Raw genomic sequence first — 15,301 nt, forward strand, 5'->3', positions numbered from 1 at the left:
TGGAGGAGGTTCCCGCCGCGGCGGGAGACGCACCGCTCGGGCAGCCGCCCGGCGACAAGGGCAAACCCGGCGCGAGCCGGAGACGCAAAGCCACGGGACCCCTGCGGTCAGCCGGGCTACCGAACACCTAGGTACCGATCATGCTTCCAGCTTCCCGCGTATCCGCCGGCTCCGCCCGCGGAACCGCCCACCGCCTCATCCTCCTCGCAGCAGCCATGGCGGTCCTCACGTTCGGACTGACACCTCCACCCGCGCAGGCCGCAGCGACGATCAGCCTGAGCAGCACGTCCGGGGAAGCCGGCTCCCCTGTCACCGTGACGGGCGCCGGGTTCCCGAAGCGCACCAAGGGCACCGTCACCGCGGGCACCGCGAAGGTGGCCGTGACGACGACCTCCACGGGCACGTTCCAGGCGTCGATCGGAATGCCCGCCGCGCCGGGCACCGTGACCGTCACGGCCACGGCCGGCAGCGCTGTCGCAAGTGCCCCGTTCACCGTCGTCGACCCTGTTCCCGTGCCCTCCGGCACCAGGACCATCCGGTTCGGGGTGGGCACGAACGGCGGGGCCGCCGCCGGCGGTGAGCTGGACGAGGTCGCTGCCCTCGCCGGTGAGGCTCCCTCGATCGTGCTGTCCTACAAGGACTTCAACCAGGCGGCACCCCTCGCCGAGCTCGACGCTGTGCGGGCCCGGGGCGCCGAGACGCTCCTGACCTGGGAACCCTGGACGTGGGGCGGCGGCACGGAGCAGCCGGCCTACTCACTCGACCGCATCGCGGCGGGAGACTTCGACGCCTACCTCCGTGAGTGGGGCACGGCGCTCGGCCAGTGGGGCCAACCCGTCCACCTCCGGTTCGCGCACGAGATGAACGGGAACTGGTATCCGTGGGCCGAGGGTGTCAACGGCAATGGCGCGGGTGACTACATCGCCGCCTACCGGCACGTGCACGACGTCGTCGCGTCGACGGGCGCGACCAACATCAGCTGGGTCTGGAACCCGAACGTGCCCTACTGGGGCTCGACGCCGGTGAATCAGCTCTACCCGGGCGCGGACTACGTCGACGTCGTGGCGCTGGACGGCTACAACTGGGGCACCTCGCAGCCGTGGAGCACGTGGCAGGAACCCGAGGTGCTGTTCGGGGAGGGCATCGCACAGCTGCGCCAGCTCGCCCCCGGCACCCCGATCATGATCGCGGAGACGGCTTCCTCCGAGATCGGCGGATCGAAGCCCCAGTGGATCACCGACCTGTTCCGCTACGTGTCCGCGCAGCAGGACGTCGTCGCCCTCGTCTGGTTCCACATCGACAAGGAAGCGGACTGGCGGATCAACAGCACCTACGCCTCGGCCGACGCGTTCACGGCGGGCCTCGCAGCACGCCGCTGACGGGGACGAAGCGCGGCGTCAGCCGGAGGAGCGCGAGGGCTGACAGCTCGGACACCACCAGGTACGACGGCGGCCCGGGTCGCCGGGCACCTCGGCCCGAACGAGCACGGCCGTCCCGCAGCGCAGGCACGGCCTGCCGGCCCGGCCCACGACCCAGTGCTGCTCACCCCTGCGGAGGGTGCCCGTGGTGACCTGGTGTGCTCCGGGCCGGGTGGCGGAGAAGCGCAGGCACCGTGCCCCGAGTGCCACCAGGGCAGGGATGTCGACGTCGGCCATCACTGTGTCCGGGTGGAGGCCCCTGAGGAAACAGAGCTCATTGGCCCAGAGGTTGCCGAAACCGGCGACGTTGCGCTGGTCGAGGAGGGCAGCGGCGACGCGCACGGCGGGCTCACGGCCGAGCCTGCGGACCGCTTCATCCGCGGACCAGTCAGGGCGCAGCGGGTCCGGCCCGAGGTACCCCACGACGTCCCCCTCCGCGCGGGTGGGCAGCAGATCGACGACGGGCAGGTCCAGGCCGTACGCCGTCGGCCCGTCCTCCACCTCGAGGATCACGCGGGCGTCGGGCAGGAGCCTGCGGGGCAGCGTCCTGCCTGCAGCGGTGACCGTCCACGATCCCTGCATCAGCAGGTGCGTGTGGAGGGTGAGGCCACCGTCGAACCGCGTCAGCAGGTGCTTGCCGTGGGTCACATGCTCCGTCACGCGCATGCCGTCCAGCGCGGTGGTGGCATGCGCGGGAACGCGGAGGTCCCCGCGCTTCAGGGTGCGGCCGTCGAGGGACTTCCTCAGCCTCGCCGCGAGCCGGAAGACGCTGTCCCCCTCGGGCATGATCCCTCCCCTGCTCCGTCCGTGATCCCGGGAGAAGGGTAGCCTCCGCCACCGACACGAACCGCGACACGAGTTGCCGCCACGGGCTGCCGCCGGGCTTGTCAACCGCTGCGTCGGGCCGGTTACCCGTTGTGGCAGGGTTCCGGTGTTCCTAGCGTTGGCAGCATGACGAAGCCCATCACTCCCCGGCAGCACGGAATCATCGACTACGGTTTCTCCGCGTCGATGCTCACCCTTCCGTCCCTCTTCGGCATGAGCCGAAAGGCACGGCTGTTCTTCGCGACGTTCGGTGCCACCCAGGGCGCCGTCAACGCGTTCACCGACCAGCCCTTCGCCGTCGCGCCGCTGATCAGTTTTCGCACCCACCGCACGGTGGACCTGGGCAGCACGCCCCTCTACGCCCTGGCCCCGCTGCTCACCGGCGTGGCCCGGGAGGGCAAGGCACGTGCGTTCTGGCTGCTCATGGGCGGCGTCCTGGTGGCGGTGTACAACCTCACGGACTGGCAGTCGACCGACACCTCGAAGAAGAGCGGCGGCCGCTTCCGTTTTCGCTAGGCGACCGATACTATTTCCCCTTGCCGGGCCCCGCCCGACAAGGGGGTCTAGAAGCGGGCCCGATCCCCGTCGCACCTCCGAACAGGCCCCCATGAGCACCAGACTGACGCCGTCCGAAGATTTCCCGCAGGACCTCACCGCACTCGGAATGTCCGAGGTCGAGGTCCTCAACAGCAAGATCCATCGTGAACTGGATTACGAGTACGCGCACGACGGCGAGCTGTCCATGGAGACCGAGGTCCGGCACGAGGAACTGACCGAGGAACTCGATCGCCGCGACCAGCAGCCCGAATCAGCGCCGGTCCGGCCCGACGTCGCGGCGCGCCGCTCCTCCTGATCTCCCGCCCTCCTCGGCGGTCTGCGCTTCGAGCAGCAGCGGCCCGGTCGGCTCTCCTGCGGCGAGCCCGGGCACCACGCACCGAAAATGCCCCTCGCCCCCCTTGGTGCAGTGGTCTAGATTCGGAAGCACGGCAATCCACCGAAGGGAGAACAGCATGAAGAACAAACTGGTTTTCGGGGCGGGCATGGGTGTTGGCTATGTCCTCGGCACACGGGCGGGCCGGGGCGCCTACGAGCAGCTGCGGACGAGGGCCCAGAAGGTGTGGAACAGCCCCACGGTGCAGGAACGGGTCAGCTCCACCACCGACACGATCAAGAGCAAGGCGCCGGCGCTGCAGGACTCCCTGAAGGGCAAGCTGAAGAAGGGCGGTTCGCCGTCGGACGACGGCGCCAAAGCACCCCAGAATCCGGGCAAGGACGTGGGCGCGAGCGGTGACCTCCCCCTGGACGTGCCGCCGGTCGTCACCGCCATGGACACGGGAAGTGCCGGCCTCGGCCCGAGCGGCGGGGATCCCCTCCTCACCGAGGACACCCCCTTCCATGGACAGGACGGGCAGACGCGCCCCGACCTCGACCGGTAGTCGACCCCGACATGTAGTCGACTCGACAGATAGTCGATTCGACAGATGGTCGCCGTCGCGAGGTAGTCGCAGCGCGAAGGCCCCGGTCCAGCCGGGGCCTTCGTCGTGTCCGCATCCCTGTCCGGCCGGCAGGATCTCAGACGCCCTCGCTGACCGCTTCCCCGGCCTCCAGGCAGGTCGCGCAGTCCTCCTCGACCAGCATGGCGTTGATCGCTACCGCCATCCGGTATGCATCCCCCGCGGCCGGCACCAGCTGGGCGGCAGGATCCGCGGCGTTGCCCACGGCCCAGACCCGGTCGATGGAGGTACGCCCGATACCGTCGGTGGACACGCAGCCGTCGTCGCGCATCTCGCAGCCGAGGTCGGCCAGCAGGGGCAGGCCGGCGTCGGCACCGGGCTCGCAGAAGATCGCGGAACACGGGACCAGCGAACCGTCCTCGAGACGGACGCCCTGCAGCGAACGCGGCCCGCCGTCATCCGACCCCAGGGCCAGGTGCCGGACCCGCCCCTCCGCGATCCGGACACCTCGAGTGCGCAGGCGTCGCTCGTCGTCCTCCGACAGCGCGCCGAGGAGGTGGGGGAAGAAGGTCACGTCCTCGGACCACTGGCGGACCAGCAGCGCCTGATGGATGGAGGTCGGGGCCGAACCCAGGACGCCCAGAGCCTGGTCGCGGACCTCCCAGCCGTGGCAGTAGGGGCATTGCAGGAGGCCGCGACCCCACGCTTCCCGGGCACCCGGGAGGTCGGGGAGGACATCGCGGAGGCCCGTCGCGAGCAGCAGCTGGCGTCCCTGCACGGTCGCACCCTCGGCCGTGCTGACGGCCCAGCCGCCCGGCACCTGCCCGGCACGCTCCGCGGAGCCGTCGAGGAACTGCACCCCGTACGGCTCCAGGTCCTGCCGCGCGAGCGAGACGAGGCCCCCGGGCGGAGTCCCGTCCCTGGTGATGAATCCGTAGGCCGCCTCGGCCGGAGCATTCCGGGGCGTTCCCGCGTCGATCACGACCACGCGGCGCCTGGCCCGCCCGAGGACGAGCGCAGCGCTCAGCCCCGACAGCCCGCCACCAATGATGACGACGTCGTACGTCCGGTCTTCTGAGCTTTCCATTCCTCCATCCGACCATGGCGGGACGATGCGGTGCGGCCCCAAATTCTTGTTGCGGTCAGGCGATGGGCCCGGTGGCCCCCTCCGTGGCGGGAACTCCCAGGGCTGCGATGAGCGATGCGAAGCGCGGGTTCCCGGCGAGATCCTCGACGAGGACGGCCTTCCCCTCGGCGTCGGCGAGGGGGATCCGCCAGTTCGGGTACTCGTCGTTGGTGCCTGGCTGGTTCTGCGTGCGGCGTTCCCCGACGGCGTCGGCGAGCGCGACGCCCAACAGCACCGATGGAGTCTGCGCGATGAGGGCGTGCAGCGCCTCGACGGTCTCCTGGACCTCCGGGGCCTCGCCCTCGAGCAGGCCGCGCTTCCGCAGGAGCGCGAGGAACTTCTCCTGGGTGGCGCGGTCCTCGGCCTGCTCCTCCTCGACGGGGCGGCTGAGCAGGCCGAGCTTCTCGCGCAGCAGTACGTGCTCGCCCGCCAGGTAGCCCGCGCTCGGCGGGAGGTCGTGCACCGTGACTGTGGTCAGGCAGCCCTTGCGGTAGGCCTCGGGAGGCAGGGGCCCGTCCTCGTCCTGCTCGAACCAAAGGATCGAGGTGCCGAAGATGCCACGCTCCGCCAGGTACTCCTGCACCCCCGGTTCGAACACGCCGAGGTCCTCACCGACGACGATCGCCCCGGCGCGCTCCGCCTCGAGGGCGAGGATGCCGATCAGCGCCCTGTGGTCGTAGTAGACGTAGGCCCCTCCCCCGGGCTGGGCACCCTGGGGGATCCACCACAGCCGGAACAGGCCGAGGATGTGGTCCACGCGGATGCCGCCCGCATGGCGGAGGATGTTCCGGAGCATGTCGCGGAAGGCCGCGTACCCGGACTCGGCAAGCCGCTCCGGGTGCCACGGCGGCTGGCTCCAGTCCTGGCCGTGCTGGTTGAACATGTCCGGCGGAGCGCCGACGCTGATGCCGGCGGCGAGCACGTCCTGCAGCGCCCACGCATCCGCCCCGCTGGGATGCACTCCGACCGCGAGGTCGTGCACCACGCCGATGGACATGCCGGCACCGGTGGCTTCGAGCTGTGCCTCCTGCAGCTGCTCGTCGACGAGCCACTGCAGCCACTCGTGGAACTCGATCCGCGCAGCGTGGCGATCCGCGAACGCGCGGGCGCCCGGCGAACCGGGGCGTCCGACGTCCTGCCATTCCGGCGCCCCGGGCGCGAGCGTCTCGGCGAGCGCCGACCACAGCGCGAAGTCCGCGAGCCCCTGGCCCTGGTGGGCGCGGTAGGCGTCGAAGTCGTGCTGGCGCTGCTCGGGGCGCTCGACGGCGAACACGAGCTCGAGGGCTTCGAGCTTTGCGGCGTAGGACGAGTCCCGGTCGAGGAGATCGGTGGCGGTGTTGGATCCGGCGAACCGGGCGGCGAGTTCACCGATCCTGGCGCGAGCGGCATCGTCGAGTCGTGCGTACTCCGGGATGTCCTCGATCCTCAGGTACAGGGGGTGGAAGTAGCGCCGGGTGGTCGGCAGGTACGGGGACGGCTCCACGGGCGGAACGGGCTCGGCGGCGTGCAGCGGATTCACCAGCACGAACCCGCCTCCCTGTGCCGCAGCGGCCTGCGCCAGCCCGCCCAGGTCGGCGAGGTCGCCGATGCCCCAGGACGCCGACGACCGGACCGAATAGAGCTGGGCCATGAGACCCCAGGTGCGGTGGTCCATCAGGGCCGCCGTCGTGCTCAGCCGGTCCGGCGTGACCACGAACGTGCACGACGACTGCTGCCCGTCGACGACCGCATGCAGGATGTGCCAGCCGAGGGGCAGTGCGTGGGGCAGCGTGCCGTTCCTCCGCTCGAGGTCCTGCCCGTCGACGGTACGCCTCTCCGTGGCCTCGGCGACCGTCCCGGTGTAGTGGACGCCGTCCTCGTCGACCGCCCAGAGCTCCACCTCCGCCCCGGCGGGCACGTGGAGCAGCACCGGGTCGACGTCGCGCTGGCGCACCACGACGACGGCAGGCAGGACCGAGCGCCACGGTCCCGCTTCCACGTCCTTTAGGGCCCGGGCGATGGCGGCGTCCGATCCGGCATCGACTCCGAGGGCCGCGAGGACCGTGACGAGGGTCTCCGGGGCGACCCGGGCCGGCTCGCCGTCCCACCCCTTGAAGGTGGTCCCTACCCGGTGCGCCTCAGCGAGCTGCTCGAGCGGCGAGGGGGTGGTCGGGGCTGCTTCGTCGTGCTGTTTCGTGTCGGCCATGCCTCCAATCTAGGGGTGGATCAGCAGGCTGCGCATCCGGACGGGCAGAGCTCCCGCAATGTGACGGGGCACTCCGGCCGCCCGCCATAGCAGCCCGCGAACGGACGGACAAGCTGCCGCGGAGCTCACCCCGAGCTGGCCGGAGCCTGTCCGGCGGTGACAGTGTGGAGCATGGCCTACTTCCTCGAGTACCTCGTCCCCGCGGAGAGCGGCGGGGCGGAACTGCCGGTCGACGACGCCAATGACGGCTTCACCGTCCCCGTCAGCGAGACCGCCGAGCGGGTGGTCCACGTCGACACGCTGCCTGCCCGCAGCCGCATCGTCGCCGACAGCCTGGAGGCTGCACGGGCCGAGGCAGAGCAGCTCCTCCAGCACAGCAAGGCCGACACCGGCGAGCTCTTCGAGGACTCCGGTGATTCCCTGGAGTCGGGGGCGGGTCGGAGGGTAGGACGGTTCCGCGAGGATTCCGGGTGGAGCGAGGACTGACCGGCTAGCTGGTGTTTTTTTACCAGGTGTCCTCTACCAGGTGTCCTTGGTGTAGGCGGTGTTGAGCCGGGCGATCAGCGCGCCGAGGTTCTCCACATCCTCGGGCTTCCAGGTGCGCATCAGCGCGGTGAAGGCGATGCGCCGCCCGCTCTGCGCGGCGGTGAGCTGCTGCTCGCCGAGCGCAGTGAGCAGGACCCGCTGGGAACGGGCGTCGTACGGGTCGAGCTGTCGGCTGACCAGGCCCAGCCGTTCGAGGCCTGCAAGCTGCCTGCTCACCGAGGGCTTTCCCACACCGATGCTCGCCGCGATGTCCGTTGCCCGCAGGGACCCTTCCCGCTGAAGGAGCGTCAGGATCCCGTAGGCAGCAGGCTCCATGTCGGGGTGCACGTTCTTCGCGAGCGCGTGGGAGGTGGTCCGCTCGCGGCGCCACAGCACACTCGTCTGCTCCTCCAGCACCTCGATCGCTCGATCGAATGCCTCTCCGTCGGGCCCCGTCACTGCTTCCATGGAGGAAGCGTATAGAGGCCGGAGGCAGGCAGGGGCACATTCGCCGGAAAAGTTGAAAGATTTCAGCGGGCGGGCACCTTGCATGCAGCACTTCGGCGGGGCGGTTCCGGGACCGGTGGCTCAGGGCCGGTGGCCGCCGACGGGAGCCGTGCTGGAGCGCACCACCAGCCGCGGGCGGAAGGAGTCGCCCTCCATCGCCACTCCACCGGACCGGTCGATCAGCGCCTCGATGCAGGATCGCCCCAGGTCCTGGAATTCCTGGCGCACGGTGGTCAGCGACGGCTCGTAGAATTCCGCCTCCGGCACATCGTCGAAGCCGATGACACTGACGTCCTGAGGGATGCGGCAGCCGCGCTCGCGCAGGGCTTTCACCAGCCCGAGCGCCATCTGGTCGTTGCTCGCGAAGATGGCGGTGGGTCCGCCGTCGAGATCGACGGCACGGCCGGCCTCGTATCCCGACCGCGCGCTCCAGTCCCCCTGGTACACGGGCCCTTCACCCAGGTGGTGCTTCCCGAGGGCGGAACGCCAGCCATCCAGTCGCCGCTGGGCGTCCACCCAGTCCAGTGGACCGGCGAGGTGGGCGATCCTGGTGTGCCCGAGCTCCACCAGGTGCTCGACAGCAGCGATGGCCCCGCCCTCCTGGTCGAGTGCGACGTCGCGTCCGAGGCCGTGGCCGCCACCTACCGTCACCATCGGGGTGCTGCCCTGCACCTCCGCTAGCACCTCGAGGGCCGAGACGTGCGGCGTGATCGCGATGACTCCCTCGACTCCATGGTTGAGGAGATCGGTGAGTGCCTCGTTCACCGCCCGCTCGGAGTAGTCCTTGAGGGTCACCACCGTCAGGAAGTACCCCGCGCCGCGCGCGGCGTCCTGGATGCCCATGAGCACGCTCGACGGTCCGTACTGCGCCAGTTCGCCGGCAAGGATCCCGATGGAATGGGTGCGCCCGGTGGCGAGCCAGCGCGCGGCGGCGTTGGGACGGTAGTCGAGCTCAGAGATGGCCGCACGGACTTTCCTCCGCGTGGCTTCGCTGACATTGGGGTGTCGGTTGACGACCCGGGAGACGGTCTGATGGGAGACGCCTGCCAGGGTCGCAACGTCCGTGAGGCTCGGGCCCCGCGGTGTGGTCACTTCGGTCATCCGGAATCGCCTTACTCCCCACGTGGTCCCAGTATGCACGACAACGGGCCGTTCATCCCCGCTTGGGACAACGCAATCGGCGCTCGTCAAGGCCTCCCTCCCAAGTGTGTCCAAGATCACTTGACGGCCCCATTGTTAGCGTTCACAATGGCTCGCAGGGCACGAAGCCCGGCGCAGCAACGACGGTGCACCTGCTCCTTGCTGTGGTCCCGAAATCCAGGAGGCAGCAGTGTTCAAGAAATCTCTCGTGGCGGTCGCCGCCGCAACCCTGGCCCTCACGGCGTGCGGCGGAGGGTCCGGTGCCGGCAGTGAATCCGGCGGCGGTTCCGACGACGGCATCACGATGGGCTTCGCTCAGGTCGGCGCGGAGAGCGGCTGGCGCACCGCCAACACGAAGTCGATCCAGGACTCGGCGAAGGAAGCGGGCATCGACCTCAAGTTCTCCGACGCCCAGCAGAAGCAGGAGAACCAGATCAAGGCGATCCGGTCCTACATCCAGCAGCAGGTGGACGTCATCGCCTTCTCGCCGGTGGTCGAGTCGGGCTGGGACACCGTCCTGAAGGAAGCCAAGGACGCCGACATCCCCGTCATCCTGACGGACCGTTCCGTCGACTCGTCCGACACCTCGCTGTACAAGACCTTCCTCGGGTCGGACTTCGTGGAGGAGGGCAAGAAGGCCGGCGACTGGCTCGTGCAGGACTCCGCCTCGACCGACGGGCCGATCAACATCGTCGAACTGCAGGGAACCACGGGAGCCGCTCCGGCGATCGACCGGAAGGAAGGCTTCGAAGCGGCCATCGCCGCGGACCCGGACCTGATGATCGTCCAGTCCCAGACCGGCGACTTCACGCGCAGCGGCGGCAAGCAGGTCATGGAGGCGTTCCTCAAGAACACTCCCGACATCGACGTCGTCTACGCCCACAACGACGACATGGGCCTCGGCGCCATCGAGGCCATCGAAGCCGCCGGCAAGGTACCCGGCAAGGACATCAAGATCATCACCGTCGACGCCGTCAAGGACGGCATGACGGCGCTCGCCGAGGGCAAGATCAACTACATCGTCGAGTGCAACCCGCTCCTCGGTGATCAGCTCATGGACCTGGCGGAGAAGGTCGTCGCCGGTGAGGAAGTCCCGGCCCGCGTGGTCACCGAGGAATCGGCCTTCACGCCCGAGCAGGCCAAGGAAGTCCTCGCCAGCCGCGAATACTAGGCCGGCACCGGCCGGCCTGCGGGCAGGTCGGCCGGGCACCATCCCCCGGGATGCGGTGGGCACGCCCACCGCATCCCGCGAGAGAAACGACAGCACATGAACGAGATCGTCCCCGTGGTGGACATGAGCGGCATCTCCATCGAGTTCCCGGGTGTGAAGGCGCTGGACGCCGTGGATCTCCGTCTGTTCCAGGGTGAGGTCCATGCCCTGATGGGAGAGAACGGCGCCGGCAAATCGACGCTCATCAAGGCGCTGACCGGCGTCTACCCGATCGACAGCGGGACGATCACCGTGATGGGCGCCGAGCTCCGCTTCTCGAGCCCGGCCGAGGCGCAGGCCGCGCGCATCAGCACGGTGTACCAGGAAGTCAACCTCTGCCCCAACCTCTCCGTCGAGGAGAACATCCTCCTGGGGCGCGAACCCCGGCGGCGCGGCGCCATCCACTGGAAGGAGGTCCGGAAAAAGGCGAGGGAGGTCCTCGACCAGCTGCAGCTCGGGCACATCGACCCCGGATCCGTCCTCTCCACACACTCCATCGCCATCCAGCAGCTCATCGCGATTGCCCGTTCGGTGCAGGTCGACGCCAAGGTACTCATCCTCGACGAGCCGACGTCGAGCCTCGACACCGATGAGGTCCAGCAGCTCTTCACCGTCATCCGGACGCTCCGGGACCGGGGCGTGGCCATCCTGTTCGTCTCGCACTTCATCGAGCAGGTGTACGAGATCTCAGACCGCATGACCGTCCTGCGGAACGGCAGACTCGTGGGCGAGTACAGGACGCGCGAACTGCCGCGGATGGGACTCATCTCGAAGATGATCGGCAAGGAGATGGACGCCCTCGCCGAACTGGAACGGGCCGAAAGCCGCCGGCAGCCGGGCCGGCAGGACGAGGCGCCGGTGCTGCAGGCACAGGACCTGGGGCGGAAGGGATCGGTCAGGGATGTGACGGTCGCCCTCCATGCAGGAGAGATCCTGGGCCTCGCCGGGCTTCTCGGCTCCGGGCGTACCGAGACGGCCCGGCTGCTGTTCGGTGCGGACCGGGCGGACCAGGGGCATCTGAGCATCGACGGCGCGGCGCAGACCTTCCGCAGTCCCCGCGCGGCGATCAACAGGGGGATCGCCTTCTCCTCGGAGAACAGGAAGGAGGAGGGACTGATCGGCGATCTGTCCGTCCGGGACAACCTCGTCCTGGCGATGCAGGCGAGCAAGGGCTGGTTGAGAAGGGTTCCCCGCTCCACCCAGGACCAGCTGGCCGAGAAGTTCATCCGGGCCCTGGACATCCGTCCCGCCAACAAGGACGCGCTGATCCGGAACCTCAGCGGCGGCAACCAGCAGAAGGTGCTCCTTGCACGCTGGCTGATCACCAATCCCCGGCTGCTCATCCTCGACGAGCCCACCCGGGGCATCGACATCGGCGCGAAGACCCAGATCCAGAAACTCATCAGCAGCCTCGCGGCGGACGGGATGTCGATCATCTTCATCTCGGCCGAGCTCGAGGAGGTGCTGCGCCTGAGTGACCACATCGCCATCCTCAAGGACCGCCAGATGGTCGGCCACATACCGAACGACGGAGTCACCATGGAAGACGTCATGACGATCATCGCGGGAACGCACGCATGAATGCCCTGCTGAAGCACCGCCTCACCTGGCCGGTACTCGCCCTGGTCCTGTTGCTCGTGCTCAACCAGCTGTTCCGCTCGGATTTCCTATCCGTCCGCGTCCAGGACGGTCACCTGTACGGCAGCCTGATCGACATCCTCCGGAACGGGGCCCCGACGATCCTCATCGCCCTCGGCATGACCCTCGTCATCGCCTCCCGCGGTATCGATCTGTCCGTGGGAGCGGTGGCCGCCATCGCCGGAGCCGTCTCCTGCACCTACATCTACAATTCGCCCGACCCCTCGTCCCTCGGGACGGCGGCTGGAGGTGTGGCCATCGCCGTCGTCGCGGGACTGGTGCTCGGACTGTGGAACGGGTTCCTCGTCTCGGTGATCGGCATCCAGCCGATCATCGCCACCCTCGTCCTCATGACCGCCGGCCGCGGCCTGGCGCAACTGGTGACGGACGGGCAGATCATCTCCGTCTCGAACGACTCCTACCAGGCGATCGGGGCAGGCTTCTTCCTCGGCCTCCCGATCTCGATCCTCATCGCGGCAGCCGCCTTCGGCGTCGCCGGCCTGTTGACCCGCCGGACGGCGCTCGGGACCCTCATCGAAGCGGTGGGCATCAATCCGGTGGCCAGCCGCCTCGCCGGCCTCAGCGCACGCAGCATCGTCTGGACCGTGTACGTCTTCAGCGGCCTGTGTGCCGCGGTCGCGGGCCTCATGATCAGCTCGAACGTGACCGCGGCGGATGCGAACAACGCAGGTCTCTACATCGAGATGGACGCGATCCTCGCCGTCGTGATCGGTGGTACCTCGCTGGCCGGCGGGCGGTACAGCCTGGTGGGGACCCTGGTGGGGGCCCTGATCATCCAGACCCTCACGACCACCGTCTACACGCTGGGAATCCCGCCCGAAGTCACCCTCGTCTTCAAGGCACTGGTCGTCATCGTCGTCTGCCTCCTGCAGTCCAGCAAGGCGAGGGACCTCCTCCGGCGACGCAGACGTCCCGTTGCCCGGCAGTCCGGCGTGAAGGTGGCCGTCTGATGTCCGTTCTCACCCGTACCCCGGCCACCCCGGGCCGCACCCGCATCGGCCGCCTCCAGGGCAAGGCCCGCTATGCGCCCACCCTGGCGACCGTCGGGCTGTTCCTCGCGATGTTCGCCATCGGGGCGGGCATGTACCCGGGCTTCCTGTCCGGGCAGGTCTTCCTCAACCTCCTCATCGACAACACCTTCCTGATCGTGCTCGCAGTCGGCATGACCTTCGTCATCCTCACCGGCGGGATCGACCTCTCGGTCGGGTCCGTCGTCGCCCTCTCGATGATGATCGCGGCCGCGCTCCTGGAGGCCGGGTGGAACCCCTTCGTGGTGATAGCCCTCGTGCTGCTGACCGGTGCGACCTTCGGCCTGCTCATGGGCCTGGTCATCCAGGTCTTCGAGATCCAGCCGTTCATCGTCACCCTCGCCGGACTCTTCCTGGCGCGCGGCCTCTGCTACGTGATCAGCGTGGACTCCATCACCGTGACCGACCCGTTCTTCACCGCCATGGCGCAGGCACGCATCCCGCTGGGCGAGAAGCTGTTCGTCTCTCCCGGAGTCGTGATCGCGCTGGTCGTCGTCGCGCTCGCCTTCTACGTCCTGCACCAGACCCGGTTCGGGCGCACCGTCTACGCCATCGGCGGCGGGGAGTCCTCCGCACTCCTCATGGGACTCGCCGTCCCGCGGACGAAGGTGCTCGTGTACGGGATCAGCGGCCTGTGCTCGGCGATCGGCGGGATTCTCTTCTCCTTCTACAGCCTCTCCGGGTACAGCCTGGCGGCGACGGGCATGGAACTGGATGCGATCGCCGCCGTGGTGGTGGGCGGCACGCTGCTCACCGGCGGGTACGGCTACGTGCTCGGATCCCTCGCGGGAGTGCTCGTCCTCGGCATCGTCCAGACGTTCATCTCCTACGAGGGGACCCTGAGCTCCTGGTGGACGCGCATCGTGATCGGCGCCCTCCTGCTCGCCTTCATCCTGCTGCAGAAGCTCTTCTCCCGGAAGGTGAAGCTCGCCTAGCGCCCCTCCGGGACCTGCATGCGGCCGGCCTCACCAGCGCCGATCTCACCAGTGCCGACCTCACCAGGTGGTGCGGACGAAGTCCCGGTGCATCTCCGTCTGGGTGAGCGCCGAGAGCAGCTGGAAGCCTTCCAGCCCCTCCCAGCCGGCGGTCCAGGTCAGCCGCGCGGCGATGTCCCAGATGCTCGGCCCGCCGGATCGCGGATCCTCGTCCGCCAGGACCGAGGCCACCTCCCGGGCGCGCTTCAGGTGGTGCTCCGCGCACTCCTCCGCCCGCCCGGCCAGCCCCCTGAACCGGTAGCCGTGTCCCGGCAGGGCCTCGTGGTCCGGGAAGCGGCGCACGCGGTCGATCGACGCGAGGTAGTCGGCAAGCGGGTTCGACGCCGTCGGGCCGCCGAGTCCGAGGCCGGCGAACACCGTCGGCAGCACGTGGTCGCCCGTGAAGAGCAGCCCGCGGTCGTCGTCCCGGAGGCAGATGTGCCCGGCCGTGTGGCCGGGTGTCGCCATGACCTCGAGCCGGAACCCCGGAACGGGCAGGACGTCGCCGTCGGTCAGCACGCGGTCCACGGCCAGGACGAGTCCTTCGGGCGACCGGTCGACGTACTGGGCGAGTTCGCTTCGCCGCCCCCCGGGGACACCCCACCCCTCCAGCTTCCCCATCACCTCGTCGACATCGAGCACCCGCGTGCTGTGCCCTTCGAGCGCACGACGCTCGGTGCCGTGCAGGGCGAGCCGCGCCCCCGATGCGTCCCGCAGCCGGGCCGCCATGCCCACATGGTCGGGGTGCAGATGCGTCCCCGTGATGCCGGTGACGGCCCCGGACCTTCCCGGGGCGATCTCCGCGAGCGCCGCGGTCAGCCGGTCCCAGTTCGCGTCGGAGTCCCAGCCCGGGTCCACGACGTGGACACCCCCGTCTGCACCCTGCAAGAGGTAGGTAAAGGAGTAGGCGAGGTGGCCGCCGGGCATGGGCTGCGCGAGGGCCCAGACGTCGTCACGCACCCGGTCGAGCGGCGGGAGCTCACCGCGTCCGACGGCGTCCGCCTGCCGTGTGCTGGTGCTGTCCATGGGTCCTTCCGGGTGGCCTGGTCCCATTCAACCAGTCCGCTGCTCCGCGACGGCGTCCTGCCGACGCACGAACGCCCGCCCCCGCGCAGCGCGGGGGCGGGCGTTCAGGGCGAAGGCGTCAGCCGCCGAACAGGGCCGCGGCGCGCGTGAGTGTCTGGAAGACGCCGTAGGCGAGGGGAACGGCCACGAGGGCCCAGACGGTGGCGATGCGTGCTCCGGCCATG

The 15,301-nt window shown here is 69.4% G+C and carries 16 protein-coding genes and 1 riboswitch; of the genes, 9 read left to right on the top strand and 7 right to left on the bottom strand.

The window, feature by feature from the left end; genetic code table 11:
- Positions 1 to 49 precede the first annotated feature (49 nt).
- Positions 50 to 124, top strand: a riboswitch (cyclic di-GMP riboswitch).
- A 16-nt stretch (positions 125 to 140) separates the two neighbouring features.
- Positions 141 to 1,379: a glycoside hydrolase family 26 protein gene (locus tag ACX80H_RS08035; RefSeq protein ID WP_459312377.1), complete on the top strand. Its 1,239-nt coding sequence runs from the start codon at positions 141 to 143 to the stop codon at positions 1,377 to 1,379.
- Between the two features lie 18 nt (positions 1,380 to 1,397).
- Here the strand turns inward: ACX80H_RS08035 and ACX80H_RS08040 are convergent, their stop codons facing one another.
- Entirely contained in the window at positions 1,398 to 2,204 is an 807-nt protein-coding gene (locus ACX80H_RS08040; RefSeq protein ID WP_459312379.1) for a DNA-formamidopyrimidine glycosylase family protein, read from the bottom strand.
- 165 nt (positions 2,205 to 2,369) lie between these two features.
- Here ACX80H_RS08040 and ACX80H_RS08045 point away from each other — a divergent pair, with 165 nt between their 5' ends.
- The 3 genes from ACX80H_RS08045 to ACX80H_RS08055 all read left to right on the top strand — a co-directional run bounded on the left by ACX80H_RS08045 (position 2,370) and on the right by ACX80H_RS08055 (position 3,679).
- Entirely contained in the window at positions 2,370 to 2,759 is a 390-nt protein-coding gene (locus ACX80H_RS08045; protein ID WP_459312381.1) for a hypothetical protein, read from the top strand.
- 91 nt (positions 2,760 to 2,850) lie between these two features.
- Positions 2,851 to 3,096: a hypothetical protein gene (locus ACX80H_RS08050; RefSeq protein ID WP_459312383.1), complete on the top strand. Its 246-nt coding sequence runs from the start codon at positions 2,851 to 2,853 to the stop codon at positions 3,094 to 3,096.
- Positions 3,097 to 3,253: 157 nt separating this feature from the next.
- Positions 3,254 to 3,679, top strand: coding sequence for a hypothetical protein (locus tag ACX80H_RS08055; RefSeq protein ID WP_459312385.1), 426 nt, complete (start codon positions 3,254 to 3,256; stop codon positions 3,677 to 3,679).
- A gap of 136 nt (positions 3,680 to 3,815) precedes the next feature.
- Here ACX80H_RS08055 and ACX80H_RS08060 read toward each other — a convergent pair whose 3' ends face one another.
- Both ACX80H_RS08060 and malQ read right to left on the bottom strand, forming a co-directional pair.
- On the bottom strand, positions 3,816 to 4,784 hold the full coding sequence (locus ACX80H_RS08060; protein WP_459312387.1) for an NAD(P)/FAD-dependent oxidoreductase: 969 nt from the start codon (positions 4,782 to 4,784) through the stop codon (positions 3,816 to 3,818).
- A 55-nt stretch (positions 4,785 to 4,839) separates the two neighbouring features.
- On the bottom strand, positions 4,840 to 7,008 hold the full coding sequence (gene malQ, locus ACX80H_RS08065; protein WP_459312389.1) for a 4-alpha-glucanotransferase: 2,169 nt from the start codon (positions 7,006 to 7,008) through the stop codon (positions 4,840 to 4,842).
- Positions 7,009 to 7,179: 171 nt separating this feature from the next.
- Between malQ and ACX80H_RS08070 the strand changes: the two genes are divergently transcribed.
- The gene (locus tag ACX80H_RS08070; RefSeq protein WP_459312391.1) at positions 7,180 to 7,494 is read left to right on the top strand and encodes a hypothetical protein; all 315 of its coding nucleotides are present in this window, start codon (positions 7,180 to 7,182) and stop codon (positions 7,492 to 7,494) included.
- 33 nt (positions 7,495 to 7,527) lie between these two features.
- On the opposite strand, the gene ACX80H_RS08075 is transcribed toward ACX80H_RS08070, so the two are convergent.
- Positions 7,528 to 8,001: a MarR family winged helix-turn-helix transcriptional regulator gene (locus tag ACX80H_RS08075; protein WP_459312392.1), complete on the bottom strand. Its 474-nt coding sequence runs from the start codon at positions 7,999 to 8,001 to the stop codon at positions 7,528 to 7,530.
- Positions 8,002 to 8,121: 120 nt separating this feature from the next.
- Complete coding sequence (locus ACX80H_RS08080; RefSeq protein WP_459312393.1) at positions 8,122 to 9,141, bottom strand: LacI family DNA-binding transcriptional regulator; 1,020 nt, start codon at positions 9,139 to 9,141, stop codon at positions 8,122 to 8,124.
- 229 nt (positions 9,142 to 9,370) lie between these two features.
- On the opposite strand from ACX80H_RS08080, the gene ACX80H_RS08085 reads away from it, so the two are divergent.
- The 4 genes from ACX80H_RS08085 to yjfF all read left to right on the top strand — a co-directional run bounded on the left by ACX80H_RS08085 (position 9,371) and on the right by yjfF (position 14,012).
- Positions 9,371 to 10,351 carry an ABC transporter substrate-binding protein gene (locus ACX80H_RS08085; RefSeq protein ID WP_459312394.1) on the top strand — a complete coding sequence of 327 codons (981 nt, stop codon included), beginning with the start codon at positions 9,371 to 9,373 and terminating at the stop codon, positions 10,349 to 10,351.
- A 96-nt stretch (positions 10,352 to 10,447) separates the two neighbouring features.
- Positions 10,448 to 11,971, top strand: coding sequence for a sugar ABC transporter ATP-binding protein (locus tag ACX80H_RS08090; protein ID WP_459312396.1), 1,524 nt, complete (start codon positions 10,448 to 10,450; stop codon positions 11,969 to 11,971).
- Positions 11,968 to 12,999: an ABC transporter permease gene (locus ACX80H_RS08095; RefSeq protein WP_459312397.1), complete on the top strand. Its 1,032-nt coding sequence runs from the start codon at positions 11,968 to 11,970 to the stop codon at positions 12,997 to 12,999. Before ACX80H_RS08090 ends, ACX80H_RS08095 begins: the two co-directional genes overlap by 4 nt.
- Positions 12,999 to 14,012, top strand: a complete 1,014-nt coding sequence (gene yjfF, locus ACX80H_RS08100) for a galactofuranose ABC transporter, permease protein YjfF (protein ID WP_459312399.1) — start codon at positions 12,999 to 13,001, stop codon at positions 14,010 to 14,012. Before ACX80H_RS08095 ends, yjfF begins: the two co-directional genes overlap by 1 nt.
- 60 nt (positions 14,013 to 14,072) lie before the next feature.
- Here yjfF and ACX80H_RS08105 read toward each other — a convergent pair whose 3' ends face one another.
- Together ACX80H_RS08105 and ACX80H_RS08110 are read right to left on the bottom strand one after the other, a co-directional pair.
- Positions 14,073 to 15,077, bottom strand: coding sequence for an MBL fold metallo-hydrolase (locus ACX80H_RS08105; RefSeq protein WP_459312401.1), 1,005 nt, complete (start codon positions 15,075 to 15,077; stop codon positions 14,073 to 14,075).
- A 118-nt stretch (positions 15,078 to 15,195) separates the two neighbouring features.
- Positions 15,196 to 15,300 carry an MFS transporter small subunit gene (locus tag ACX80H_RS08110; protein WP_459312403.1) on the bottom strand — a complete coding sequence of 35 codons (105 nt, stop codon included), beginning with the start codon at positions 15,298 to 15,300 and terminating at the stop codon, positions 15,196 to 15,198.
- Position 15,301: the final 1 nt, after the last annotated feature.

It is taken from the genome of Arthrobacter pasteuri, assembly GCF_054510955.1.

Excerpts from the sequence above, each read along its gene's own strand:
- ACX80H_RS08075 (WP_459312392.1), bottom strand. The coding sequence starts at position 8,001 with ATGGAAGCAGTGACGGGGCCCGACGGAGAGGCATTCGATCGAGCGATC.
- ACX80H_RS08080 (WP_459312393.1), bottom strand. The coding sequence starts at position 9,141 with ATGACCGAAGTGACCACACCGCGGGGCCCGAGCCTCACGGACGTTGCG.
- ACX80H_RS08110 (WP_459312403.1), bottom strand. The coding sequence starts at position 15,300 with ATGGCCGGAGCACGCATCGCCACCGTCTGGGCCCTCGTGGCCGTTCCC.
- ACX80H_RS08055 (WP_459312385.1), top strand. The coding sequence starts at position 3,254 with ATGAAGAACAAACTGGTTTTCGGGGCGGGCATGGGTGTTGGCTATGTC.
- ACX80H_RS08045 (WP_459312381.1), top strand. The coding sequence starts at position 2,370 with ATGACGAAGCCCATCACTCCCCGGCAGCACGGAATCATCGACTACGGT.
- malQ (WP_459312389.1), bottom strand. The coding sequence starts at position 7,008 with ATGGCCGACACGAAACAGCACGACGAAGCAGCCCCGACCACCCCCTCG.
- ACX80H_RS08060 (WP_459312387.1), bottom strand. The coding sequence starts at position 4,784 with ATGGAAAGCTCAGAAGACCGGACGTACGACGTCGTCATCATTGGTGGC.
- ACX80H_RS08070 (WP_459312391.1), top strand. The coding sequence starts at position 7,180 with ATGGCCTACTTCCTCGAGTACCTCGTCCCCGCGGAGAGCGGCGGGGCG.
- ACX80H_RS08105 (WP_459312401.1), bottom strand. The coding sequence starts at position 15,077 with ATGGACAGCACCAGCACACGGCAGGCGGACGCCGTCGGACGCGGTGAG.
- ACX80H_RS08040 (WP_459312379.1), bottom strand. The coding sequence starts at position 2,204 with ATGCCCGAGGGGGACAGCGTCTTCCGGCTCGCGGCGAGGCTGAGGAAG.
- ACX80H_RS08090 (WP_459312396.1), top strand. The coding sequence starts at position 10,448 with ATGAACGAGATCGTCCCCGTGGTGGACATGAGCGGCATCTCCATCGAG.
- ACX80H_RS08050 (WP_459312383.1), top strand. The coding sequence starts at position 2,851 with ATGAGCACCAGACTGACGCCGTCCGAAGATTTCCCGCAGGACCTCACC.
- ACX80H_RS08095 (WP_459312397.1), top strand. The coding sequence starts at position 11,968 with ATGAATGCCCTGCTGAAGCACCGCCTCACCTGGCCGGTACTCGCCCTG.
- yjfF (WP_459312399.1), top strand. The coding sequence starts at position 12,999 with ATGTCCGTTCTCACCCGTACCCCGGCCACCCCGGGCCGCACCCGCATC.
- ACX80H_RS08035 (WP_459312377.1), top strand. The coding sequence starts at position 141 with ATGCTTCCAGCTTCCCGCGTATCCGCCGGCTCCGCCCGCGGAACCGCC.